This window comes from Sanguibacter sp. Z6_81 (assembly GCF_057180625.1).
Genome location: NZ_JBXUFV010000003.1, coordinates 475907 through 500896 on the forward strand (window position 1 = coordinate 475907; position 24990 = coordinate 500896).

General features: G+C 71.6%; 21 protein-coding genes. 20 read left to right on the top strand and 1 reads right to left on the bottom strand.

The window, feature by feature from the left end; all coding sequences use genetic code 11:
• Positions 1-101: 101 nt before the first annotated feature.
• The 4 genes from AC2AXK_RS10605 (at position 102) to AC2AXK_RS10620 (ending at position 4597) form a co-directional block, all read left to right on the top strand.
• Entirely contained in the window at positions 102-1373 is a 1272-nt protein-coding gene (locus AC2AXK_RS10605; RefSeq protein WP_484345332.1) for a PP2C family protein-serine/threonine phosphatase, read from the top strand.
• Positions 1370-3127 (top strand): sensor histidine kinase, encoded by a 1758-nt coding sequence (locus tag AC2AXK_RS10610; protein WP_484345333.1) that lies wholly within the window; start codon positions 1370-1372, stop codon positions 3125-3127. The genes AC2AXK_RS10605 and AC2AXK_RS10610 overlap by 4 nt, the downstream gene beginning before the upstream one ends.
• The gene (locus tag AC2AXK_RS10615; RefSeq protein WP_484345334.1) at positions 3124-3564 is read left to right on the top strand and encodes a response regulator; all 441 of its coding nucleotides are present in this window, start codon (positions 3124-3126) and stop codon (positions 3562-3564) included. The genes AC2AXK_RS10610 and AC2AXK_RS10615 overlap by 4 nt, the downstream gene beginning before the upstream one ends.
• Before the next feature lie 94 nt (positions 3565-3658).
• Positions 3659-4597 carry a PAC2 family protein gene (locus AC2AXK_RS10620; RefSeq protein WP_484345335.1) on the top strand — a complete coding sequence of 313 codons (939 nt, stop codon included), beginning with the start codon at positions 3659-3661 and terminating at the stop codon, positions 4595-4597.
• Here AC2AXK_RS10620 and AC2AXK_RS10625 read toward each other — a convergent pair.
• The gene (locus tag AC2AXK_RS10625) at positions 4585-5517 is read right to left on the bottom strand and encodes a spermidine synthase (protein ID WP_484345336.1); all 933 of its coding nucleotides are present in this window, start codon (positions 5515-5517) and stop codon (positions 4585-4587) included. The two genes, AC2AXK_RS10620 and AC2AXK_RS10625, sit on opposite strands and share 13 nt — an antisense overlap.
• A gap of 55 nt (positions 5518-5572) precedes the next feature.
• Between AC2AXK_RS10625 and AC2AXK_RS10630 the strand changes: the two genes are divergently transcribed.
• The 16 genes from AC2AXK_RS10630 to ftsZ all read left to right on the top strand — a co-directional run bounded on the left by AC2AXK_RS10630 (position 5573) and on the right by ftsZ (position 24990).
• Positions 5573-6052 carry an SAV_6107 family HEPN domain-containing protein gene (locus AC2AXK_RS10630; RefSeq protein ID WP_484345337.1) on the top strand — a complete coding sequence of 160 codons (480 nt, stop codon included), beginning with the start codon at positions 5573-5575 and terminating at the stop codon, positions 6050-6052.
• Positions 6053-6071: 19 nt separating this feature from the next.
• Positions 6072-7331: a DNA polymerase IV gene (dinB, locus tag AC2AXK_RS10635; RefSeq protein ID WP_484345338.1), complete on the top strand. Its 1260-nt coding sequence runs from the start codon at positions 6072-6074 to the stop codon at positions 7329-7331.
• 40 nt (positions 7332-7371) lie between these two features.
• Positions 7372-7809 (top strand): DUF3040 domain-containing protein, encoded by a 438-nt coding sequence (locus AC2AXK_RS10640; protein WP_484345339.1) that lies wholly within the window; start codon positions 7372-7374, stop codon positions 7807-7809.
• A gap of 415 nt (positions 7810-8224) precedes the next feature.
• Positions 8225-8689 carry a division/cell wall cluster transcriptional repressor MraZ gene (mraZ, locus tag AC2AXK_RS10645; protein ID WP_484345340.1) on the top strand — a complete coding sequence of 155 codons (465 nt, stop codon included), beginning with the start codon at positions 8225-8227 and terminating at the stop codon, positions 8687-8689.
• 141 nt (positions 8690-8830) lie between these two features.
• The gene (gene rsmH, locus AC2AXK_RS10650) at positions 8831-9856 is read left to right on the top strand and encodes a 16S rRNA (cytosine(1402)-N(4))-methyltransferase RsmH (RefSeq protein ID WP_484345341.1); all 1026 of its coding nucleotides are present in this window, start codon (positions 8831-8833) and stop codon (positions 9854-9856) included.
• On the top strand, positions 9853-10272 hold the full coding sequence (gene ftsL, locus AC2AXK_RS10655) for a cell division protein FtsL (protein ID WP_484345342.1): 420 nt from the start codon (positions 9853-9855) through the stop codon (positions 10270-10272). Before rsmH ends, ftsL begins: the two co-directional genes overlap by 4 nt.
• A gap of 653 nt (positions 10273-10925) precedes the next feature.
• Positions 10926-12686, top strand: coding sequence for a peptidoglycan D,D-transpeptidase FtsI family protein (locus AC2AXK_RS10660; RefSeq protein WP_484345343.1), 1761 nt, complete (start codon positions 10926-10928; stop codon positions 12684-12686).
• Between the two features lie 76 nt (positions 12687-12762).
• Positions 12763-14376: a UDP-N-acetylmuramoyl-L-alanyl-D-glutamate--2,6-diaminopimelate ligase gene (locus tag AC2AXK_RS10665; protein WP_484345344.1), complete on the top strand. Its 1614-nt coding sequence runs from the start codon at positions 12763-12765 to the stop codon at positions 14374-14376.
• An 11-nt stretch (positions 14377-14387) separates the two neighbouring features.
• Entirely contained in the window at positions 14388-15788 is a 1401-nt protein-coding gene (locus AC2AXK_RS10670; protein ID WP_484345345.1) for a UDP-N-acetylmuramoyl-tripeptide--D-alanyl-D-alanine ligase, read from the top strand.
• The gene (gene mraY, locus AC2AXK_RS10675; protein ID WP_484345346.1) at positions 15785-16870 is read left to right on the top strand and encodes a phospho-N-acetylmuramoyl-pentapeptide-transferase; all 1086 of its coding nucleotides are present in this window, start codon (positions 15785-15787) and stop codon (positions 16868-16870) included. The genes AC2AXK_RS10670 and mraY overlap by 4 nt, the downstream gene beginning before the upstream one ends.
• Positions 16852-18312, top strand: a complete 1461-nt coding sequence (gene murD, locus AC2AXK_RS10680) for a UDP-N-acetylmuramoyl-L-alanine--D-glutamate ligase (RefSeq protein ID WP_484345347.1) — start codon at positions 16852-16854, stop codon at positions 18310-18312. The genes mraY and murD overlap by 19 nt, the downstream gene beginning before the upstream one ends.
• Positions 18313-18329: 17 nt before the next feature.
• Entirely contained in the window at positions 18330-19646 is a 1317-nt protein-coding gene (locus AC2AXK_RS10685) for an FtsW/RodA/SpoVE family cell cycle protein (protein WP_484345348.1), read from the top strand.
• Entirely contained in the window at positions 19643-20782 is a 1140-nt protein-coding gene (gene murG, locus AC2AXK_RS10690) for an undecaprenyldiphospho-muramoylpentapeptide beta-N-acetylglucosaminyltransferase (RefSeq protein ID WP_484345349.1), read from the top strand. Before AC2AXK_RS10685 ends, murG begins: the two co-directional genes overlap by 4 nt.
• Complete coding sequence (gene murC / locus AC2AXK_RS10695) at positions 20779-22266, top strand: UDP-N-acetylmuramate--L-alanine ligase (protein WP_484345350.1); 1488 nt, start codon at positions 20779-20781, stop codon at positions 22264-22266. The genes murG and murC overlap by 4 nt, the downstream gene beginning before the upstream one ends.
• 389 nt (positions 22267-22655) lie before the next feature.
• Positions 22656-23444 carry a cell division protein FtsQ/DivIB gene (locus AC2AXK_RS10700; protein WP_484345351.1) on the top strand — a complete coding sequence of 263 codons (789 nt, stop codon included), beginning with the start codon at positions 22656-22658 and terminating at the stop codon, positions 23442-23444.
• A 196-nt stretch (positions 23445-23640) separates the two neighbouring features.
• Positions 23641-24990, top strand: coding sequence for a cell division protein FtsZ (gene ftsZ / locus AC2AXK_RS10705; RefSeq protein WP_484345352.1), 1350 nt, complete (start codon positions 23641-23643; stop codon positions 24988-24990).

Genomic DNA, 24990 nt, shown 5'->3' on the forward strand with positions numbered 1-24990 from the left:
CCGATCGCGGCCGTCCATTATGGCTGATCCGCGGTGACTCGTGCGCCGCCGTCCGTCACCGGGGGGAGGAGGAGCGCTCGCCACCGTTTACGATCGTGGGCATGCCCGACCCAGGAGACCCCGACGTGACAGCGCCGAGCGAGGAGGGGCCGGTCAGGGTCCTGCTCGTCGAGGACGACGACGGCGACGCCGTCCTCGTCGAGACGATGTTCGAGGACGGAGGCCTGAAGGTGCTCCTCACCCGGGCGCGCTCCGTCGACGAGGCTCTCGGCATGCTCGACGTCGACTGCGTGCTCCTCGACCTCGGGCTGCCGGACTCCGTCGGACTCTCCGGCGTCACGGCGCTGAGGGCCGCCCCGGAGCAGCCGGCCCTCGTCGTCGTCACCGGCCTGTCGAGCGTGGAGATGGGCGTCGCGGCCGTCGCTGCAGGCGCGCAGGACTATCTCGTGAAGAACGACATCGACCCCGACCTCCTTGCACGCTCCGTCCGGTACGCCGTCCAGCGCCGTCGCTCGGACGAGCAGGAGCGGACCATCTACCGCAACGCCGTGCGTGCGGAGGAGACCGCGCGCCTCGAGCGGGCGCTCCTCCCTCGACCGGTCGTACGTGACACGGGCCTCTCGATCCATGTCGGGTACCTACCCGGAGGCAGCGGACTCCTGGGGGGCGACTTCTACGACGTCCTCGAGCGGCCGGACGGAAGTCTGGCGTGCATCGTCGGCGACGTCGCCGGGCACGGCCCGGACGAGGCAGCGCTGGGTGCCACGCTGCGCACCGCCTGGCGCACGCTCGTGCTCGCGGGGGTGCCGCTCGGCGAGGTGCTGTCGCTCGTGGAACGCGTGCTCGTCCACGAACGGGCACGGCCCGAGACGTTCACGACCCTGTGCCAGGTCGTCGTGGCTCCCGACCGGCGCTCGGCGGACCTCTACCTGGCCGGGCACCCGGCCCCGATCGTCCTGGGTGACGTGAGCACCCCGATGTCCGCCGAGGGGCGTGGGCCGGCACTCGGCATCCCGGTCGACGGCCGGTGGGAGCCGACGCGCGTCGAGCTGGGCGACACCTGGTGGTTCATGATCTACACCGACGGTCTCCTCGAGACGACGATCCTCGACGCCCCGCCGACGGTGCTCGAGGGGCCGGGCGTGCAGGTCGCTGCCCGCCTGGGTCTCGACGGTCTGCTCGAGGTCGTGGACGCAGAGCTCGCCGCGGGGACGGACGACCTCGTCGAGCGGCTCCTGCACCGCGTGCACTCGGCGCACGGGGGACGCCTGGCAGACGACGCCGCCGTGCTCCTCGTCGGCTGGCCTGGTCGTGGTGACGATGCCGCGGGCCGACGGACGGCGACGCTCGCGGACGCGGAGGAGTGGCAGTGAGCACGTCCGGCACCCCGACCGCCGACGCCGAGGCGTCGCCGACGCTCCGACACCACCTCGCCCGGATGCTCGGAGCGTCCGCTGCCGTGCTCCTCGTCATCGTGGCGTTCGCCGTGGTCGCGCTCGTGCAGGTCGTCAACTACCAGTCTCGTGTCACCGACTTCTACTTCCGTGCGATCGTCGCGGCCCAGGAGCACCAGGCATGGATCGACGACGCCCAGGTCGCGATGGACGCCTACCTCGTCACCGGCTACGAGCGCACGCTCGAACCGGTCGACGGAGAGAGCGGACGCCCGGAGAGCGTGCGGAGCGACGTGGTCCGCGAGCTCGGCAGCAACTCGGTGCTCGTCGAGTCTCTCGACGAGGCGTCGGCGACAGCGCGCGCCTGGGAGGACGACTTCGCCGACCCCGTCAGGGAGCTCGTGCGCGCCGGTGGACCGGACGCTGTGCCTGCGGACCTCCTCACCGAGGGGGCCACGCTCGGCGCCGAGGCCGAGAAGGCCGCCGACGCGTTCGTCTCAGGGCTGCGGGAGGCCCGCAACGATGCCGCCGAGACGTTGGCGTCGTGGACGCAGGCACTGTTCCTCACGGTGATCATGCTCGCGTTCGCCGGCCTCGTCGTCGGCCTGGCGCTCTGGCGGACTCTTCGTCAGCGCGTGCTCGAGCCGATCGCCGACCTCGCGGCGAAGGCCGAGACCGTGAGCAACGGGAATCTCGACCAGGCGGTCCGGACGCAGGCCCCGGGAGAGATCGCGGCGCTCGCCGGTGCGGTCGACACCATGCGCGTCGCCCTCGTCACCCAGATGGCCGCAGCGAGCACGTCCCGGGCCGAGATCGCCGAGGCGCACCGCCTCGTGACGGAGCAGGCCGAGGAGCTGCGCAGGTCCAACCGTGACCTTGAGCAGTTCGCCTACGTCGCGTCGCACGACCTGCAGGAGCCGCTGCGCAAGGTGGCGAGCTTCACGCAGCTGCTGCAGAAGCGCTACGGCGGCCAGCTGGACGACCGCGCGGACCAGTACATCGACTTCGCCGTCGACGGCGCCAAGCGCATGCAGCGCCTCATCCAGGACCTCCTCGGGTTCTCCCGGGTCGGGCGCTCGCTGGGTGACCCTGAGCCCGTCGACCTGGACGACGCCCTGGCCGTGGCGCTGGCGAACCTCGGCGAGACCATCGCGACGACCGGCGCCCGGGTCGACCGTGACCCGCTCCCGACGGTGATCGGCCAGCACGGGCTCCTCGTCCAGCTCTTCCAGAACCTCGTGGGGAACGCGATCAAGTTCCGGGCACCCGGCCGCGACCCGCACGTGCGGGTCGGCGCGCGCCGCAGGGACGAGATGTGGGAGCTGTGGTGCACCGACAACGGCATCGGGGTGGAGAAGCAGTACCTCGACAGGGTCTTCGTCATCTTCCAGCGTCTGCACGCCAAGGACGTCTACGAGGGCACCGGCATCGGCCTCGCGCTGTGCAAGAAGATCGTCGAGTTCCACGGAGGCGAGATCTGGATCGACGAGCCCACCCAGGTGGAGGCCGGCGACGACGACGCGAGCAGCCCCGAACGGACCGACGGGACCACGGTGCGGTGGACGCTGCCTGACGTCATCTCCACCACGATCGACGAGGCGGCTCCGGCCGGCTGGGACGTCGTCGGACCCCATGGCACGGGGGTGGCGGTATCCTCGTCCGCAGAGAGCGCCGAAGTGGCTGCGCCCGCCCGAGTCGACGGTCCGTCCGCGGATCGCAAGGAGAACATGTGAGCGACGTCACCCAGATCATCGAGGTTCTGCTCGTCGAGGACGACCCGGGTGATGTCCTCATGACCCAGGAGGCGTTCGAGCACAACAAGGTCGCCAACCGCCTCTCGGTGGTGAGCGACGGCGTCAGCGCGATGGAGTACCTCCGCAAGGAGGGTGGTTACGCCGGGGCGACGACGCCGGACCTCATCCTGCTCGACCTCAACCTGCCGAGGATGGACGGGCGCGAGGTCCTCTCCGAGCTGAAGTCGGATCCCGAGCTCCGCAAGATCCCTGTCGTCGTGCTCACCACCTCGGAGGCCGAGGAGGACGTCGTGCGCAGCTACTCCCTCTACGCGAACGCGTTCGTGACCAAGCCCGTCGACTTCGACCGCTTCATCGAGGTCGTCCGCCAGATCGACGACTTCTTCGTGTCCGTGGTGCGCCTCCCCTCTCGCTGACCGCGGGAAGAATCGGACCGCCGGGAGCGTTGTACCCCTCGGAGGTTCGGACCGCCAGCGCGGTCCGCGGACGACCAGCGACAGGAGACGTGTGGTGCTTGATCCTCAGGGGATCTACGAGGTGGACGCCGTGGTCGAGTCGGAGCTCGGGCTGCCGGCGACGGCGGGCGGCACCGGGCCCGTGCTCATCAACACGGTGCGGGGTCTCGTCGACGCAGGTGGGGTCGCCGGCACGGCCGCGACGCACCTGCTCGGGCAGGGGGACGCCCAGCGTCTTGTGACGTTCGACGTCGACCAGCTGCTCGACTACCGCTCGAGGCGACCGATGATGGTGTTCGACGCCCGGTCGTGGGCCGAGTACGAAGCGCCGGTGCTGGCGATCGATCTCGTGCGGGACGCCGAGGGCACCGCGGTGCTCGTGCTCCACGGCAGCGAGCCCGATGTGCAGTGGGAGCGGTTCGTCGAAGCGGTGTGCCAGCTCGTCGAGCGGTTCGCGGTGTCGTTGACGGTGTCGGCGTACGGCATACCGATGGGCGTGCCGCACACCCGCGCCGTGTCCTCGACGACCCACGCAACGCGCGAGACCCTCGCCGGGGCATCGGTCTCGTGGTTCGGCAGGGTCAAGGTGCCCGGCAGCGTAGCCAGCCTCCTCGAGCTCCGCCTCGGCGAGCGAGGTCGGGACGCGGTGGGGTATGCCATCCATGTGCCGCACTATCTTGCGCAGTCCGTGTATCCGCCGGCGACGGCGGCGGCGCTCACCCAGGTCGAGAGCCTCACCGGTCTGGCACTGCGCGTCGAGGAGCTCGCCCCGGCCGCGGACGAGGCCCACGAGGAGATCGCCCGTCAGATGCGTGAGTCCGAGGACGTCGCCGGGGTGGTCAAGGCGCTCGAGGAGCAGTACGACGCGTTCGCTCAGTCGGCCGCCCGCGAGAACCTGCTCGCCGACGCCACCGACCTGCCGACGGCGGACGAGCTCGGCGCGGAGTTCGAGAAGTTCCTCTCGCAGCACCGCGGCGACGTTCAGGGAAGCTGACCGGCCGCTTCCTGCGGGTCGCGCAGCTCCGGTGCCTGTCCGGCGAAGCGGCGGAGCTCGGGACCGAGGACGATGTGTGCCGGCACTGCGAGCGTGCGCAGACGCCGGGCCAGCGTCGCTGATCCGAGGAGCGGGTCCCCTGGCTCTCCGCCGGGGGCGACGAGCGCGAGGACGAGATTGCCGTACCTGCGCGCCTTGAGCAGTGCGGGCTCGGAGACGAGGGCGAGCTGAAGGTCCGCCGTGCTCCCTGCGCCGGCCGCCAGGTGGGCGGCGTGCGCTGCGCGGAGCGTCGCAATCTCGGACCTGGCTGTCACGAGCGGCGGGCGGTCGGCGCAGTTGACGAGGTAGACCCCGCCGGGCCGGAGCACGCGGAGCACCTCCTCCCCGAACTCGCGCGTGAGCAGGTGCTCGGGAGTGCGGTCCCCGGCGAAGACGTCGCGGACGACGATGTCGGCGGACGCCGATCGGAGCGACGCGAGCTGGTCGCGCGCGTCTCCGGCGCGCAGGCGCAGCCGGGGCGAGCGGGGGAGGGCGAACCAGTCCCGGACCAGCTCGAGCAGGCGTCCGTCGATGTCGATCCCGATCTGTCGTGACCCCGGCCGGGCCGCGTCGATGTACCGGGCCATGGCGCACCCTGCGGCGCCGAGGTGGACGGCGTCGACCGGACCCTCGCGGACCTCGTCGATGATCGCGCACATGATCTCCATGTACTCGAACCCGACGTGCCGCGGATCGTCCAGGTCGATGAAGGAGCTGGGTGCACCGTTGACGAGAAGGGTGAGTGCCGTGGGGGCGTCCCGGTCGCGGACGATCTCCACCACCCCGTGGTCCGTGGTGACGGGTCCGGAGGGGAGGGGGGCCCGCGAGCCGGGTGTCAGTGGCCCGGTGGAGGATGCGGTGCGGGACGGGCGACGGGCCATGGAGCAAGCGTAGGTGGTCCGGACTGCTTGACAGTGTTCGAACAGGTGTTCGAGAATGAGCGGGGAGGTCATCATGGGCACGAGGGACAGCGGGGCGGTCGGGCGGACGCTCGTCGACGCTCCTCCACGCGGGCGGGCTCCCATCTCGCGCGCCTCCATGGAGATGCTCGGCCGCGGTGATGCAGAGCTGCTGGCCTCCCAGCTTGCGTCCGACCCCGCCGAGCGCTTCCTCCACGCGCACCTCGCGGCGCTCCGCATCGCGGGAGCCGCGCTCGCCGCAGCGGGAGTCCATCCCCCGCGGGGTCGCCCACGGAGCGCCTGGCAGCAGCTGCAGAAGGCGGAGCCCCGGCTCGCGGACTGGGCCGCGTACTTCGAGGCTGGCGCCCGGCTCCGAGCGGCTGTCGCTGCAGGACGCTCGGACATGGTCGACGATGCGCTGGCAGCGCGGTGGGTGGCTGCGGCTGAGGACTTCAGGGATGTCGTGAGTGCGCACCTCGGCGGCGACGCTGTCGCGGACGCTGGCTGGGCGTCATGATCCGACGAGGGGCCACGCCGTGAGCCGGGCGCCCCGGGCGCGCGACGCCCGACGGTCGTGGGGGGACGACGAGGACGGCTGCTCGATCCTTCATGTGGACATGGACGCGTTCTTCGCCTCGGTCGAGATCGCTCGTCGGCCTCATCTGCGCGGCAAGCCGGTGATCGTCGCAGGCTCCGACCGCGCGGTGGTGCTCGCAGCGACATACGAGGCCAGGGCGTTCGGCGTGCGATCGGCCATGCCTGCTGCGATGGCACGACGTCTGTGCCCGCAGGCGGTCACCATCCCACCGGACATCGCTACCTACCGCGAGGTCTCGGGCCGCGCGATGGAGATCCTGCGGGACGTCACGACGGTCGTCGAGCAGGTGAGCGTCGACGAGGCGTTCCTCGACGTCTCCGGTGCGCGACGGCGGCTCGGACCAGCCGTGCACATCGCGCGTGCCATCCGGGAGCGGGTCTCCGGGGAGCTCGGGATCACGTGCTCGGTGGGTGTCGCCTCGACGAAGTTCGTCGCGAAGCTCGCGTCGACGCACGCGAAGCCCGACGGGCTCATGCTCGTCCCTCGCGCCGCCGCGGTGCCGTTCCTCCACTCGCTGCCGGTGGGCGCTCTCTGGGGAGTCGGCGAGAAGACGGAGCACAACCTGGCTCGGTGGGGGATCACGACGGTGGCGGAGCTGGCGCACTCGGACCGCGGCGTGCTCCGACAGATCCTGGGCGTCGCCTCCGCTGCGCACCTGCACGACCTGGCGTGGGGGCGCGACCCCAGACCGGTCCAGCCCGTCCGGCAGGAGCGCAGCATCGGTGGCGAGAGCACGTTCGCGCGCGACGAGTACGACGTCTCTGTGGTCGAGTCGAAGCTCCTCGAGCTGGCAGACAGGTGTGGTGCGCGTCTCCGCTCCCACGGGTTCCTCGCGCGCACCGTCAGCGTCAAGGTGCGCACGAGCGACTTCCGAACGCTCACCCGCTCCCGGACGCTCCATTCGCCGACGGACTCTGGCCGGGAGGTCTATCTCGTCGCGCGCCAGCTCGTCTCGTCGGTGGATCTGCGCGGGCTTCCGGTACGACTCGTGGGCGTTCGGGCGGAGGGGCTCGAGGTGCGCTCGCGGTCTGGTGTCCAGCCGACGCTGGAGGACGCGGTCGAGGACACTGACGCACAGACGAGGTCCGTCGAGCTCGCGGTCGATCAGGTGCGCGAGCGCTTCGGGCACGGGGCGATCGGTGCAGGGGTGCGCCCGACCTCCTCGACTACCGTAGTTCGGGATGTGCAACTATCCTGAGAAGTGACACGGTCCGACCACCGAGAGCGCGGGGGTAGAGATGCCTCTGTCCGAATACGAGCAGCGTGTTCTGGAGCAGATGGAGCGAGAGCTCACGTCTGACGACCCACGGCTCGCCACGACGCTCCAGTCCTCGTCCCCCCGGTCGGGACTCCGCTACGTCGTCGCCGGGGTAGGGCTGCTCGTCGGCCTGCTGCTCCTCGTGCTCGGTGTCGCTCAGTCCGTTCCCTGGGTGGGCGTCGTGGGATTCGTCATCATGTTCGGAGCCGTGACGTACGCGTTTGCACAACCGAAGCGACCCGCGCCGTTGTCGGGGCCCACGGGGATCGTCGCCGGCGACGGAAAGATCGAACGACCGCGGAGCTCGGGCCCGCGCGGCAAGGGAGCCCGGCCGGGCAGCGCGACCTCCGGGCGGAGCCAGTCGTTCATGAAACGACTCGAGGAGCGCTGGGAGCGTCGCCGCGACGAGCGCGGCTGATCCCGACGCGGCGCCACGTCCCACGGCGACCGGACCCACGTCCGGCCGCACGACACGTACCACCCATGAGCCCTACCGCACTGCGGTAGGGCTCATGTGCGTTGTGGGTCCGCTTCCCGCCGCCCCACTTCCCTCCACCCTCGGGTCCCGGCGCTCCTGACGCGCCTGGGCGCCTGACTGTGCGGGCGCCCGTCGTGCGCGCGCCGTCGGGAGCCGGGGGCGCCCCGGGCATCAGGCCTCGGCGGCCGCGGACCGCTGCGCGGCCGCAGGACCGTCAACGCCCTCCACCACGCCTCAGCTGCGTGACCTGCGCAAATGGCCCGAGAGTGGGTGAATTCTGCCCATGCTCTCGTTGCAGGTGGAGGAAAGTGGAGTACCGTGGGGATTGCTGGAGCAAAAGGAAGGGGTGCGGACAGTGACAGAACTGTTCGGCAGCGGCCCAGGCCTCTTGCTCGGCACGTACACGCCACGTCTCGACGAGAAGGGACGCCTCATCCTTCCCGCCAAGTTCCGGTCTCGGCTGGCACCTGGGCTCGTCATGACTCGGGGGCAGGAGCGCTGCCTCTTCCTGCTGCCGATGGACGAGTTCACGCGCATGTATGAGCAGATCCGACAGGCTCCGGTGACGAGCAAGCAGGCGCGCGACTACCTGCGGGTCTTTCTCTCCGGAGCCAGCGACGAGGTGCCTGACAAGCAGGGAAGGGTCTCCATCCCGGCGAGCCTCCGGGAGTACGCCGGCCTCTCCCGCGACGTCGCCGTCATCGGTGCGGGGACCCGTGTCGAGATCTGGGACGCCGCCGCATGGGAGACCTACCTCGCTGAACAGGTGGACACCTATGCGGACACCGCGGAAGAGATCCTTCCAGGACTGCGGATGTGAGCGCGGCCGTCGGATGAGGCCTCCTCCCGCCCGCTCTGGCGCACTTCCCCGGTGCCAGAGGGACGCGGAGGGAGACCTGATCCGGCGGCCCGGACGATCAGCACGACACCATCCGACATGACCAGGGACAGGAACACACCCATGACGAACGACGCCGGTGGGGATGCAGCACGTCCGACCGATGCGGCGGACCGTCATGTCCCTGTCCTGCTCGAGCGGTGCGTCGACCTGCTCGCGCCCGCGCTGAGCAAGCCCGGCGCCGTCTACCTGGACTGCACGCTCGGTATGGGCGGGCACACCCATGAGGTCCTGAGACGGTTTCCCGACGTCCGGGCTGTCGGCATCGACCGGGACCCGCAGGCGCTGACGCTCGCGCGGCAGCGGCTCGCAGTGTTCGGGGACAGGTTCGTGGGCGTCCACGCGGTGTACGACGAGATCCCCGAGGTCCTCAGCGGCCTGGGGATCTCGGGAGCAGACGGGATCCTCATGGACCTGGGTGTCTCCTCCCTGCAGATCGACGAGTCCGAGCGCGGCTTCTCCTACGCGCACGACGCACCGCTCGACATGCGTATGGACGCGACCGCTGAGCTGACGGCGGCGGATGTCCTCAACACCTACGACGAGCGCGCCCTCGCTCGAATCCTGCGTGAGTACGGCGAGGAGCGGTTCGCGGCGAAGATCGCCCGGTCGATCGTCGCGCGGCGTGCCACGAGGCCGTGGGAGCGGTCAGCCGATCTCGTCGATCTCGTCCGGGCCTGCATCCCGGCCGCGACGCGCAAGACCGGGGGCAATCCCGCCAAGCGCACCTTCCAGGCCTTGCGGATCGAGGTGAACGGTGAGCTCGAGGTGCTGGAGCGAGCGCTGCCGGCTGCCATCGAGGCCCTGGCCGTCGGAGGGCGCCTCGTCGTGGAGTCGTACCACTCGCTCGAGGACCGGCTCACGAAGCGCGCGTTCGCGCGGGGAGTCACCTCGAGCGCGCCACCCGACCTTCCTGTCGAGCCCGAGACGCACCGGGCCTATCTCAGGCTGCTCACCCGAGGAGCCGAGGAGGCCGACGAGGCCGAGCTCGCTCGTAATCCTCGATCCGCATCGGTGCGCCTGCGCGCCGTCGAACGTATCCGTCCCACCCCCGACCACATGAAGACCCGTAGGGAGCGCACACCATGAGCCGTGCACATGCCGCTGCCGTACGCGTCACGTCGACCGACCGGTCGCCCGTCGCCTCGGTCGCGAACGAAGCGCCCCGGCTCCAGCTCGTCGAAGCCCCTTCGTACTCCCGCAGCCGGGTCCCCTTCGTCCTCCTGTGCATCGGGATCCTGGCCGCGGCACTGCTCGGTACGCTCGTGCTCAACACGGCGATGGCCAACGGGGCGTACGAAGCGCAGACCCTCCAGCGGGAGCTCGCGCGGGAGGCAGAGGTGGGGGACAACCTCCGCGCAGCGCTCGACGAGAAGAAGTCGCCGCAGGCACTCGCTGCGCGCGCTACGGAGCTGGGCATGGTCCGGTTCTACAACCCGGGGACGCTGCGGCTCGCCGACCAGACGGTGTACGGCGGAGCCCCGGCAGCAGGCGGCACGCAGTGACGGAGCGGCGACCGGAGCGTGGCGCCGGGGTGCCGCGCCCCACGGGCTCCCGCGGCGAGGGGGCGACGCCGCGTGGGCGGTCGCAGGCCTCGACGACCCGGCAGCCGCGCGCGGCCTCGGTCGCGGGGGGCGAGCGGACGGCGGGCGCGCGGTCGGCGCGCCCCGCCGTCCGTCCACGTGCGGACGGTCCGACGACGAGCGCGACGGGACGCACGACGCCCAGGCCGACGCCGAGGCCGACGTCGGCCGCCCGTCAGCGCGACGCGCGGCCCGCCCGGCCTGTCCGGGAGGATGGCGCGGCGTCGGGTCAGCGTGCGACGGACCAGCGGCCGGTGGCGAAGAGGTCGCCTCAGGCTCGACCTGCGGGGCCGAGCGCCACCACGGTCTCTCGACCTGTCCCGGACCGGGTTCGCAGCCCACGTGTGGCAGCAGGCGACCCGCGTCCCGCCCGGAGCAGTGGTGCCGCACGTGCGGCGCGTACGGGACGCCCCGCGGACGGTGCACGCACCGGACGGACCGGTGCTCCCGCCGGTGCAGCGCGACCACGCGTGCGGAACGCTGCCGCGCCCGCCCGCACCGCGTCACGCGACGTGGCCGGCGGGCGGCCCCCACGGTCCGCCAGCGGCGGAGCCGACCGACGCGTCCTGGACCGGGTGCGCGCCGATCGTCCGCGCAAGGAGCCGGCGCCCGGCCACCCTGATCGGCGGATCCGCTACCTCAGCGTGATCGTCATGCTCGTGCTGGTCGTGTTCTCCGGCCGTCTCGTCTACATCCAGGGCTATCTCGGCGACGAGCTCGCCGAGAAGGCCCAGGCGCTGCGGATCAAGCAGGTCACGATCCCAGCCGTGCGAGGAGAGATCACCGACGCGAACGGTGTCGTGCTCGCCACCTCGGTCACCCGCTACGAGATCTTCATCGACCAACCCCTGATCGCCGAGTGGGAGCACGAGGTGGAGGGCGCGATGGTCGGAGGAGCTCCCGAGGCGGCGCGTCTCCTCGCACCGCTGCTCGGCCTCTCTGCCCCCGAGCTCGCAGCGCAGATGGTCGGCGAGAACAAGCACAAGATCATCGCGAAGGACGTTGCTCCGGAGACGTGGGAGGCCGTCCGCGGCCTGGGGATCTCCGGTGTCTTCGGCACCCCCGACCCGAAGCGGTCGTACCCTGCGGGCACGACCGGGGGAAACCTCATCGGGTTCGTCGGGGCGGAGGGGACCGGCCAGTCCGGGCTCGAGTACGCGCTCGACGACGTCCTGTCGGGGACGCCGGGGCTGATGACGTACGAGCGGGGCTACAAGGGCCACCGCATCCCCACGGGCGAGCAGTCGACCGACCCGGCCGTGCCGGGTTCGGACGTGCGGCTCACGCTGGACAACGACCTGCAGTGGACGGCCCAGGCGGCCCTCGACCGACAGGTGGAGGCGATGGGGGCCGAGGGCGGGTGGGCCGTGGTGCAGGACGTGCGGACCGGCGAGATCCTCGCTCTCGCGGACGCGGGCTCCATCGACCCCAACGCGCCCGTCGGCTTCGGTGGCAGCAAGGCGACCTCGACGATCTTCGACCCGGGGTCGACCGCGAAGGTCATCACGATGGCCGCGCTCATCGAGACCGGGCTCGCGACTCCCACGACGCAGTACCAGGTGGGGGACAAGTACACGACCCCCAACGGCCAGCTCATCAACGACTCGCACCCGCACCCGGTGGAGAACTGGACGCTGACGGGCATCCTCGCCGACTCGTCCAACGCCGGCACGGTCATGGCCGGGCAGGACATACCCGTGCAGGTGCGCCACGACTACCTGACGAAGTTCGGGTTCGGTGCGCGGACCGGCATCGAGCTCGCGGGGGAGGAGAAGGGCCTCCTGCGCGACGCCGCCGAGTGGGACGGACGGACGCAGTACAACGTGCTGTTCGGCCAGGGGCTGTCGGTGACGGCGCTCCAGGCGACGAACGTCTTCGCGACGATCGCCAACGGGGGTGTCCGCACGACGCCGCACCTCGTCGCAGGGACGTCGTCGCCGGACGGTCAGTTCACCCCGAAGGAGGTGCCGGATCCCGTCCCCGTCGTCTCGGAGAGCACCGCCGACCAGGTGCTCAAGATGATGGAGTCCGCCGTCGTGGAGGGCACCGGGTCCAACGGGGCGATCAGCGGGTACCGCGTCGCAGGAAAGACCGGGACCGCGCAGATGCCCGACGGTGCCGGAGGGCTCGACAGGTACCTCGCGTCGTTCATCGGCGTCGCTCCCGTCGACGACCCCCAGCTGGCCATCGGGGTCTTCATCGACAATCCGACGGTCACGATCTTCGGTGGCACCGCCGCTGCTCCGGTCTTCTCCGAGCTCATGGCGTTCGGGCTGCAGCAGCGTGGGGTCGCCCCGACCGGGACCGCTCCTGACCTGTTCCCGGCGACGTGGTGACGGCGCTCACCGGCGTCCACGACTCCGCCACCGGAGCGCGCGCGGCGTGCCCGGAGACCCGCGATAGATTGGCCCTATGACGTCCGAGCAGGGTCGCCTGCGACCCACCGCACGCCCTTCCCGTACCCTCGCTGAGATCGCGGAGGCTCTCCAGATCGCCGTAGGGGAGACCGTCCCCGACGTCCGTGCGAGCGGTCTCGCGGTGGGCAGCGCCGACGTCCTCCCGGGCGACCTCTTCGTCGGTCTGCGCGGCCTGACGGCGCACGGCGCGAGGTATGCCGCGGCCGCCGTCGCCGCGGGAGCCGTCGCCGTCCTCACCGACGCCGAGGGGGCCGAGCTCGTCCGTGCCGCCGTCGCGGAAGGGCGGATCCCCGAGACGCCCGTCCTCGTGCTGCCCGAGGAGGCGGACGCCCGTCGGGCCCTGGGGGCGCTGTCCGCGTGGTTCTACGACGAGCCGGCATCACGGCTGGTCACGGTGGGTGTGACCGGGACCAACGGCAAGACGACGACGTGCTACTTCGTCGACGCGGCGCTGGGCCGGCTGCACGGCACGACGGCGATCGTCGGCACGATCGAGCTGCGGATCGGCGACGAGTCCATCGAGAGCCCCCGCACGACGGTCGAGGCGCCTGTCCTGCACGGCATCCTCGCGCTCGCCCTCGAGAAGGGCGTCAGTGCCGCCTCGATGGAGGTCTCCTCGCACGCCCTCGCGCTGGAGCGCGTCGCCGGGATGACGTTCGACGTCGTGGCGTTCACGAACCTGCAGCGTGACCACCTCGACTTCCACGGGGACATGGAAGGCTACTTCCGGGACAAGTCCCGGCTCTTCGCACCGGGCCTTGCCGCCCGTGGCGTCGTCTGCGTGGACGACGAGTGGGGTGTCCGGCTGGCGCAGGACGCGATGATCCCCGTCGACACGGTCGCGTCGCGTCCGGGCTCGCCCGGCTACGAGGCAGCGGACTGGACGGTGACCCAGGCGAACGTCGGGCTCGACGGTGTGGGCTCGGGTTTCGTGCTCACCGGTCCTGCCGGCGAGCGGGTGGAGGCGCGCAGTCCGTTGCCCGGCACCGTCAACGTCTCGAACGCGGCGGTCGCGCTCGTCGTCGCACACAGGGCCGGGGTTCCTCTCGACGAGGCCGCCGCAGGGATCGCTGGTTGCGCCGCGATCCCCGGGCGGATGGAACGGGTGGTCGAGCGCACACCGGACGGACCGCTCGTGCTCGTCGACTACGCGCACACCCCGGACGCTCTCGAGCTCGCGCTCACCGGTGTGCGGTCCATCACCCCCGGCCGGCTCATCATCGTGTTCGGATCCGACGGCGATCGTGACCGCGGAAAGCGGCCGCTCATGGGCGAGATCGCCGCCCGGCTCGCGGACGTGCTCATCATCACGGACGAGAACCCTCGCTCGGAGGTGCCCGCCTCGATCAGGTCGTCCATACTCGACGGTGCCAGGGCCCAGCGGCCCGGCGGAGCTGACGTCCACGAGGTGGAGCCGCGCCGCGCAGCGGTGGCGTACGGTGTGTCGCTGGCAGGCGCGGGCGACACCGTGATCATCACCGGCAAGGGCCATGAGCCTGTCCAGGAGATCGCTGGCGTGTTCCACCGGTACAACGACCGCGACGCGGTCCTGGAGGCGTGGGCCGCCCGCCGGGAGCTCTCCCGGCGTGGGCACGAGAACGACAAGTGACGGAGCGTTGAGTGATCGATCTGACTGCAGCACAGGTGGCCCACGCCACGGATGGTCGGCTCTCGGCCGCGGACGACGTCCGGGTCCATGGGCCTGTCGTGGTCGACTCGCGCAAGGTGGTGCCGGGCTCGCTGTTCGTCGCGATCCGCGGTGAGAAGTCTGACGGCCACGAGCACGCCGGCGCCGCGGTGGCTGCCGGTGCAGCCCTCGTGCTCGCGGCGCACGAGATCGACGGGGTGCCCTGCGTCGTCGTCGACGACGTCCCGGCGGCGCTCGGCCGACTTGCGGCGGAGCACCTGCGGCGGCTGCGGGAGGGCGGCGACCTGCGCGTCGTCGCCGTGACGGGTTCGGTCGGCAAGACGACGACGAAGGACCTGCTCGGGCAGGTGCTCGGAGGTTCCGGGGCCACGGTGACCCCTGAAGCGTCGTTCAACAACGAGATCGGCCTGCCGCTCACCGTGCTCCGGGCGGACCGCGACACGCGCTTCCTCGTGCTCGAGATGGGCGCGGCCGCGCCGGGCGAGCTCACGTACCTCACGGGCATCGCGCCCCCGGACGTGTCGATCGTCCTCGTCGTGGGCAGCGCGCACCTGGGCGGCTTCGGCGGGATCGAGGCAGTCGCGCGCGCGAAGTCGGAGATCGTCACAGGGCTCGCGCCGGGCGGCGTCGCCGTGCTCAACGCAGACGACTTCCGTGTGGTGGCGATGCGTGACCTCGCGCCCGGGCGGGTCGTGACCTTCGGGACGGTCCGCGACGCGGCCGTGGCTGCTCACGACGTACGCATCGATCCCCATGGATGCGTCTCGTTCGAGCTCCGGGCGGGCGGATCGGCCGCACCCGTGCGGATGCGCCTCGTCGGCGAGCACCACCTCACCAACGCGTTGGCCACGGCGGCCGCATCGATCGAGCTCGGGCTCCCCGTCCACGTCGTGGCCGAGGGGCTGAGCCGCGCGACGCCGGCGAGCCCGCACCGGATGGCCGTCACCGAGCGTGCCGACGGCATCACCGTCATCGACGACTCCTACAACGCCAACCCTGACTCCATGCGCGCCGCGCTCAAGGCGCTCGCGGTGGTCGCTGGACGCGAGCGGCGCTCCGTCGCCGTGCTGGGCGAGATGCTCGAGCTCGGGGAGGACTCGCGCGAGCAGCACGACGAGATCGGCCGGCTCGCCGTGCGACTGAACATCAAGCGGCTCGTCGTCGTCGGTCCCGGCGCGTCGGGGATCGCGGACGGCGCTCTGCAGGAGGGGTCCTGGGGCGACGAGGTCGTCGAGGTCGCCGACGTCGCCGCAGCCTCCGCGCTGCTCGCGGAGGAGCTGCGTCCGGGGGACGTCGTGCTCGTGAAGTCGTCGAACGGATCCGGTCTCTGGCGCCTCGGGGACGAGCTCGCGGGGGAGTCGGTCGCCCCGTGATCGCCGTCCTCGTCGCCGCCGGAGTCGCGCTGCTCGTCGCGCTGCTCGGTACCCCCCTGTTCATCCGGCTGCTCGTCCGGCGCAACTACGGCCAGTTCATCCGGCAGGACGGTCCGACGGCGCACTACACGAAGCGCGGTACGCCGACGATGGGCGGCGTCGTCATCATCGGCGCGACCCTCGCAGGGTGGGCGGCCTCGGCCATCGTGCGCGGCGACGTGCCGTCGATGTCTGCGATCCTCGTCATCTTCCTCATGACCGGCCTCGGCCTCGTGGGCTTCCTCGACGACTACATCAAGATCTCGCGCCAGCGCAGTCTCGGCCTCTCCGCACGGTGGAAGATCGTCGGGCAGGGGGTGGTCGGCATCACCTTCGCGGTGCTCGCCCTGCAGTTCCCCAACGAGAACTTCCGGACGCCGGCCTCGACGAAGATCTCCTTCATCCGGGACACGAACCTCGACCTCGCCTTCGCGGGCACGACCGTCGGGCTCATCCTCTTCGTGCTGTGGGCCAACCTCATCATCACCGCGTGGTCCAACGCCGTGAACCTCACCGACGGGCTCGACGGCCTGGCGACCGGCGTCTCCCTCATCGTCTTCGGTGCCTACGTGATCATGGGCATCTGGCAGTACAACCAGAACTGCCAGTTCCTCAGCTCGGCGGGGCCCCGCTGCTACGAGGTGCGTGATCCGCTCGACCTGGCGATCGTCGCGGCGGCGATCGTCGGTGCGCTGTTCGGGTTCCTGTGGTGGAACGCGTCTCCCGCGAAGATCTTCATGGGGGACACCGGGTCGCTCGCGCTCGGCGGAGCCCTCGCCGGTCTCTCGATCCTCTCCCGGACCGAGCTGCTCGCCGTGATCATCGGTGGCCTGTTCGTGCTCGTCGTGCTCTCCGACGTCATCCAGATCGGCTTCTTCAAGATGACCGGCAAGCGGGTGTTCAAGATGGCGCCGCTGCACCACCACTTCGAGCTGTCCGGCTGGGGCGAGGTGACGATCGTCATCCGGTTCTGGATCATCGCAGGGCTGTTCGTCGCGCTGGGCATGGGTATCTTCTACGCGGAATGGATCACCCGGCTGTGACAGACCTCGCCCGGTCCCGCGTCCTCGTCCTCGGTCTCGGTGTCACCGGTCGCGCCGTGGTGGCTGCGCTGGACGGGCGGGCCGCCCACGTGCGGACCGTGGACGCCCAGGCGCCCGACGCGGACCTCGCGGACCCGAGCGAGGTCGACCTCGCGGACGTCGACCTCGTGATCGCCTCTCCCGGGTGGGCGCCCTCCTCGCCCGTCCTCGACGCCGCGTCCCGGGCGGGGATCCCCGTGTGGAGCGAGATCGAGCTCGCCTGGCAGCTGCGCGTCCCGGCGGAGAAGGGGGAGCCGGCGCCATGGTTGGCCGTCACCGGGACGAACGGCAAGACGACGACGGTCGAGATGCTCGCGTCGATCCTGCGCGCGGACGGGCGCGCCACGGCCGCTGTCGGCAACATCGGGCGCCCGCTCGTCGAGGCGGCCCTCGATGCGACCCTCGACGTCCTGGCGGTCGAGCTCTCCAGCTTCCAGCTGCACTACACGCACTCGATGTCCGCGCTCGCCGGGGCGGTCCTCAACGTCGCGCCCGACCATCTGGACTGGCACGGTTCCCTCGATGCCTACGCCGAGGCCAAGGGGGTCGTGTACCGGAACGCGCAGGTCGCATGCATCTACAACGTCGCCGATGCGCGGACCGAGCAGCTCGTCCGTGAGGCGGACGTCGTCGAGGGGGCACGAGCCGTCGGCTTCACCCGGGGCGCTCCTGCCCGGGGACAGCTCGGCGTCGTCGACGGCATCCTGTGCGATCGCGCGTTCCACGCGGCCCAGGATGACCCGGAGCGGCACCGCAGCGCCGCTGAGCTGGCTACCCTCGACGACCTCGGGCACCTGGCCGGGCCCGACGGCCGGGTGCCGTCGCACGTCGTCGAGAACGCGCTGGCGGCCGCGGCGCTCGCCCGTGCCTACGGGGTCGAGGCGCGCGCCGTCCGGGACGGGCTGCGGGCGTTCTCCCCGGGTGGACACCGCATCGAGACGGTCGCCGTCCGGGACACGGGTGACGGCACGACGGTCGCGTACGTCGACGACTCCAAGGCGACCAACGCGCACGCGGCGTCCGCGTCCCTCGCTGCGTTCCCTGCGGGGTCTGTCGTCTGGATCGCCGGCGGTCTGCCCAAGGGGGCGACGTTCGACGAGCTCGTGACCGAGCGGGCCGACAGGCTCCGGGCCGTCGTGCTCATCGGCGTGGACCACAGCGAGCTGCGTGAGGCGGTCTCCCGACACGCGGCGCACGTCCCCGTCGTCGAGGTCGATCCTGGCGACACTGGGACGGTGATGCAGCGTGCCGTCGAGACGGCCTCCCACCTGGCCCGGGCCGGTGACACGGTGCTGCTCGCGCCCGCGTGCGCGTCGATGGACCAGTTCCGGTCGTATGCCGAGCGTGGTGAGATGTTCGCGCGCGAGGCCCGCCGGCTGGCGGGCACGCAGGGCAGGTCCTGAGCGTGGCCGGGTCGACGGTGAGGACTCCAGGGACCGCGCCGCCACCCGTGCCCTCCCGCGAGAAGGGCACGGTCGCGGCGCGTGGGCGTGAGCGGGTGGGTCTCCGCGAGGCGTGGACGGCCCAGTGGGACAGCGCGGTCACGAGCTACTACCTCATGATCGGGGCCACGACGCTCCTGCTCGTGCTCGGCCTCGTCATGGTGCTCTCGAGCTCCGCGGTCGATGCTCTGCAGGAGGGCGAGTCCGCGTACTCCGTGTTCCTCGACCAGACGAAGTTCGCGCTCATCGGCCTGCCGTTCATGATCGCCGCGGCACACCTGCGTCCGTTCTTCTTCAAGCGCGTCGCATGGCTCGGCCTCTTCGGTGCGATCGGTCTCCAGCTGCTCATCTTCACCCCGATGGCCCGAGGCGTGATGGGCAACACCAACTGGGTGTACCTGGGCGGTGGGATCACGATCCAGCCGTCAGAGCTCGCCAAGGTCGCGCTCGCGGTCTGGCTCGGGGTCGTGCTCGGCCGCAAGACGCCGCTGCTCGGGAACTGGAAGCATGCCTTCGTCCCGGCGGTGCCGATGGCAGGGCTCGTCATCGCGCTCGTGCTCGGCGGGAACGACCTCGGCACGGCGATGGTGCTCATGCTCCTCGTCGCCGGCGCGATGTTCGTGGCGGGAGTGCCGGGCCGGATGTTCGCGGTGGCTGCCGGCGGCGTCGTGCTCGCCGTCGCGGCCCTCGTGCTCAGCTCGAAGAACCGCATCTCCCGGATCCTCGCGACGTTCAGCGGGGAGTGCGACGTGACGAGCGCCTGCTACCAGGTCCAGCGGGGGCTCGAGGGGCTGGGCACGGGCGGCGTGACCGGTGTCGGGCTGGGTGCGGGTCGAGAGAAGTGGTCGTACCTGCCGGAGGCGCACAACGACTTCATCTTCGCGGTGATCGGGGAAGAGCTCGGGCTGCTCGGAGGGCTCCTCGTCCTCGCGCTGTTCGCGATCCTCGGCGTCGGGATGGTGCGCGTCGTGCAGCGGCACCCCGACCCCATGGTCAAGGTGACCACCGCTGCGCTGGCCTGCTGGATCGTCGGCCAGGCGCTCATCAACATCGGTGTCGTGACCGGGCTCATCCCCGTCATCGGCGTCCCGCTCCCGCTCGTCTCCGCCGGCGGGTCCGCCCTCGTGGCGACGATGCTCGCTCTCGGCATCGTCATCGCGTTCGCGCGGGACGAGCCCGGTGCCCGGGAGGCCCTCGCGACGCGACCGAGCGTCGTGCGCCGGTCGATCGCCGTCGTCGGGCGCGCCACGCAGAAGGCGCGCACCGGCCCGAACCGCACCACAGAACGAGGATGATCGACGTGACCAACTCTGTCCTGCTCGCCGGTGGCGGCTCCGCAGGCCACGTGAACCCGCTCCTCGCGGTCGCCGACGAGCTGCGGCGCCGTGACCCCGAGCGCACGATCACCGTGCTCGGGACGCGCGAGGGCCTCGAGGCCGAGCTCGTGCCGGAGCGCGGTTATGCGCTGCGGTTCGTGCCACGCGTCCCGCTGCCCCGACGACCGAGCGGTGCGTGGCTCCACCTCCCTGGTCGGCTCCGTGCCGCCGTGCGTGCCGCCGGCGCAGCCATCGACGACAACGACGTGCGTGTCGTCGTGGGGTTCGGAGGGTATGTCTCGACGCCCGCGTACCTCGCCGCGCGGCGCCGGGGTGTGCCCATCGTCGTGCAGGAGCAGAATGCCCGGCCCGGGTTGGCGAACAGGCTCGGTGCCCGCTGGGCTGCCGAGGTCGCGGCGACGTTCCCCGGGACGCCTCTCCGGGGCGCGACGGTCACCGGCCTGCCGCTGCGGCGGGAGATCGCGGACCTCGTCGCCGCGCGTGCCCTCGACGGCCACGCGGCGCGGGTCGACGCTGCTGAGCAGCTCGGCCTCGACCCGGCTCGGCGGGTGCTCGTCGTCACCGGGGGGTCGCTCGGTGCGCAGCGGCTCAACGAGACGCTGGCCGCCGTCGCGGCGCGAGTGACGGGGGCCGGCATCCAGGTGCTGCACCTCACAGGTCGCGGCAAGTCCGCTCCGGTGCGCGCATCGCTGGAAGGGCTGCCTGCCGAGCAGGCTGCGCTCTACCACGTCCAGGAGTACCTCTCGCAGATGCACCTCGCGTACGCGGCCGCGGACCTCGTGGTGTGCCGATCGGGCGCCGGGACGGTCTGCGAGCTCGCTGTCCTCGGTCTGCCGGGTGTCTTTGTCCCCCTGCCGGTGGGCAACGGGGAGCAGCGGCTCAACGCAGAGCCCCTCGTCGGGGCGGGCGGTGGGGTGCTTGTGAGCGACGACGACTTCACACCCCAGTGGTTCGAGGCGACGGTCCTGCCCCTCCTCGCGGACCCTGACGCGTTGGCTGCCATGTCCGCCGCAGCCCTCGGCGTGGGGGTCCCCGATGCAGCTGCGCGGGTCGCGGACCTCGTCGAGCGCTCTGCCGGACGGGGGCGGGCATGAGGACGGCCGCGTCGGTGGACGGCCTCGCGCTCGAGGATCTCGGCCGGGTGCACCTCGTGGGGATCGGGGGAGCGGGCATGTCGGTCGTCGCTCAGCTCCTGGCCGCCGAGGGGGTGCCGGTGCAGGGCTCGGACGCCCGGGCCAGTGCCGTCACGGCCACCCTGGGATCGAGTGGTATCGATGTGTTCATCGGGCACGATGCGCGCAACGTCGCCGGCGCAACGACTCTCGTCGTCTCGAGCGCGGTGCGGGAGTCCAACCCTGAGCTCGTCGCCGCACGTGCGGCGGGGGTGCGGGTGCTGCACCGGTCGGACGCGCTCGCCCTGCTCATGGCAGGACGACGCTCGGTCGCCGTGGCGGGCGCCCACGGCAAGACGACGACGTCTGCGATGACGGCGGTCGTCCTGCGGGAGTGCGGTCTCGACCCGTCGTTCGCGATCGGCGGGTCGGTGCTCACCGAGGACGGTCCGCTGCCCGGTGGGCACCTGGGCCGGGGAGACACGCTCGTCGCGGAGGCCGACGAGTCCGACGGCTCGTTCCTCGCCTACCGCCCGACCGTCGCGATCGTGACGAACGTCGAACCGGACCACCTCGACCACTACGGCACGACCGAGGCGTTCGAGCGCGCCTTCGAGTCCTTCGCCGGGAACATCGAGCCCGGCGGACACCTCGTGGCGTGTGCCGACGACGCCGGCTCCGCAGCGCTCGCCGCGTCGTGCGCGCGCCAGGGTCGCAGCGTCCTCACCTATGGGACCGCGGCCGACGCCGCAGCGCGGATCTCCGGCTACACGGTGACCGCCGGAGGTGGCTCGAGCTTCACGGTGACCCTGGCGCCGGGCCTGCCGTCGTGCGCCGACGGCGATGAGGTCACGGTCCGTCTGCGCGCACCGGGTGAGCACAACGCACGCAACGCGACCGCTGCCCTGCTGGCGGCGATCGCGCTGGGTGTGGAGCCTGCGGCCGCGGCACACGCGCTCGCGGCGTTCCGGGGCACAGGTCGACGCTTCGAAGCGAGGGGCGAGGCTGCGGGGGTGCGGGTCGTCGACGACTACGCGCACCATCCGACGGAGGTGGCTGCGCTTCTGCGCGCTGCACGGGGGATCGCGGGCGACGGCCGGATCCTCGTGCTCTTCCAGCCCCACCTGTACTCCCGGACGAGGATCTTCGCGACCGAGTTCGCCGAGGCCCTCGAGCTGGCTGACGACGTCGTGGTGTGCGACGTGTACGGCGCGCGCGAGGACCCGGACCCGGCGGTGGGACCGGAGCTCGTCGTCGACCGGATGCGGACCCCGGGGCGCGGGCACGTGGTCGCCGACCGCGTCGCCGCCGCCCAGTACCTGGCTGCGCGCGCCCGCCCGGGCGACCTCGTCCTCACGGTCGGGGCCGGTGACGTGACGGAGCTCGGCGACGTCGTCCTCGACGTGCTCAGGGTGCGGGCGGATGGCGCTGCGCCTGGCGCTCTGCCTGGGGGCCCGGCCTCGTGAAGCCTCCCGTCGCACCCCGCAGGCCGGTGCCGCCGCGACCGCGCCCGGCCGCTCCGGCGACACAGGGCGCCGAGGAAGGTGTGCGCCGCGGCGACACGAGCGGGTCCGAGCCGTCATCGCGCCAACGTCCGCCCGCGCCCCGTCCGCCCGCGCCGCGCCCGCCCGTACCGCGCCCACCTGCGCCCCGCCAGAGATCGCCTCGGCCGGGTGCCGCGCCCGACGGGGGGCGGGGCGGCACGGCGTCGGGCTCGGTTCCGGGCGCTGCGCCGGTGCCGGCCGAACGCCGTCCGGCGACGCCGCGGTCCACCGCTGCGCGCACCGCGCGGCCAGTTCCTGGGCCCCCGACGGGTGCGACGTCGACGACCGCTCCGCGCGGCTCGCGTGCTCTCGTGGTGCCGCCCCCTGCGGGTGCGGTACCTGCCAGCGGCAAGATCTCCGTGCTCTCCACCGGGATGGCTGAACGCCTCGCGGAGCAACGGTCCATGCGGCGGCACAGGCTCGTCCGGCGGGTGCTGCTCGCCCTTGTCGCGGTCCTGCTCCTCGCGGGCGCGGTCTGGGCGGTCTTCTACTCCGAGTTCCTGAGGTTCGATGCATCGCGCGTGACGGTGAGCGGGACCGGTACGTCGGTGGATGCCGCTGCGGTGGCGGACGTCGTGGCAGCGCAGGACGGGACGGCTCTGGCGTTGGTGAGCACCGGCGGCCTGCGCGACGAGCTGCTCGCTGTGCCCAACGTGCGAGACGTCACGGTACGGCGACAGTGGCCTGCGGGCCTTGCCGTGACGATCGTCGCCCGTGAGCCGGTCGCAGCGGTCCCGGTCGACGGGGGCGTCGCACTGCTCGACGAGGAGGCGGTCGAGGTCGACCGGGTTGCTGAGGCGCCGCCTGAGCTTCCGGTCATCAGCATCCCGCTCACGGGTGACGACCGTCGGACGCTCGATGCTGCGCTGGCGATCCTGCGTGCCCTGCCGCCTGAGCTCAGCGCAGAGGTCGGGGGGATCACGGCGACGACGCAGGATGCGGTCACCCTGACTCTTCGCGACGGCGTCGTCGTCGAGTGGGGGAGCTCCCAGGACTCTGCGCTGAAGATCCGTGTCCTGCAGACGTTGCGTGGGGCGGAGCAGACAGCTGGCGCGCAGGTGTTCGACCTGTCGGCTCCGACGTTCCCCATCACCCGGTGACGGCGGTCCGGGCCGCTCGGAGCGCGCGGCCCGCCGTCGGGGGAGGACAGCCTGGGGAACTCGTTCGCCGACACGCGGCGGAGGTCGTTGATAGGAGACGGTTGCCCGCATAGCGTCACGCACAGACAGCCTGACATAACTATAACCCTCTACTTGAGGGTGAGGGTCCAGGGTCCCGAGATCGAGAGGCACGGACGTGACAACTCCGCAGAACTACCTAGCAGTGATCAAGGTGGTCGGCATCGGCGGCGGCGGGGTGAACGCCGTCAACCGGATGATCGAGGTCGGCCTCAAGGGTGTCGAGTTCATCGCGATCAACACCGACGCCCAGGCGCTGCTGATGTCGGACGCCGACGTCAAGCTCGACGTCGGACGTGAGCTGACCCGTGGGCTCGGCGCCGGCGCCGACCCCGAGGTGGGCAAGAAGGCCGCCGAGGACCACGAGGAGGAGATCGAGGACGTCCTGCGCGGCGCGGACATGGTCTTCGTCACCGCCGGTGAGGGCGGCGGGACAGGTACGGGTGGCGCACCCGTCGTCGCGCGGATCGCCCGTTCGCTCGGCGCCCTGACCGTGGGGGTCGTGACCCGGCCGTTCACCTTCGAGGGGCGTCGACGCGCCACCCAGGCGGACGCAGGGATCGAGGCGCTGCGCAACGAGGTCGACACCCTCATCATCATCCCGAACGACCGGCTGCTGTCGATGTCGGACCGTAACGTGTCCGCGCTCGACGCCTTCCACTCGGCGGACCAGGTCCTGCTCTCAGGTGTCCAGGGGATCACGGACCTCATCACGACACCCGGACTCATCAACCTCGACTTCGCCGACGTCAAGTCCGTCATGCAGGGCGCGGGCAGTGCGCTCATGGGCATCGGCTCCGCCCGGGGCGACGACCGCGCGGTGCAGGCTGCCGAGCTCGCCATCTCCTCACCGCTGCTCGAGGCGAGCATCGACGGTGCGCACGGCGTGCTCCTGAGCATCCAGGGTGGCTCGGACCTCGGTCTGTTCGAGATCAACGAGGCAGCGCGCCTCGTCCACGAAGCAGCCCACCCCGAGGCGAACATCATCTTCGGAGCCGTCATCGACGATGCCCTGGGCGACGAGGTGCGCGTCACCGTCATCGCCGCCGGGTTCGACGGGGGAGCGCCGCTCACCCGCAAGGACTCGCGGGGCACCGGTCGCGTCGCGAGCGCTCCCGAGGCGCCCGCTCCTCCCGCGCCCGCACCGGTCCCGGTGCCCGCGAGCAGGGCTCCCCAGGCGCCGGTCCCGACGACCACGGGCGCGCACGCGCTGGCCCGGCCCGTCGTCCCCCTGGACTCCGGCTACGACACGCATGACGCCGGGCCCGTGGACCCGGCGGGGCAGCCGGTGTACGTCGAGCACCAGCAGGGCACGGCGACGGCGCAGCAGCAGGCGACGCCAGCATTCCTGTCGACCGATCCCGACGCCGTGCAGCGGACCGGACAGCTCGAAGTTCCTCGGATCTTCGACGAGGAGCCGCCCCGCCGTCGTGCGGAGGAGCTCGACATCCCGGACTTCCTCAAGTAG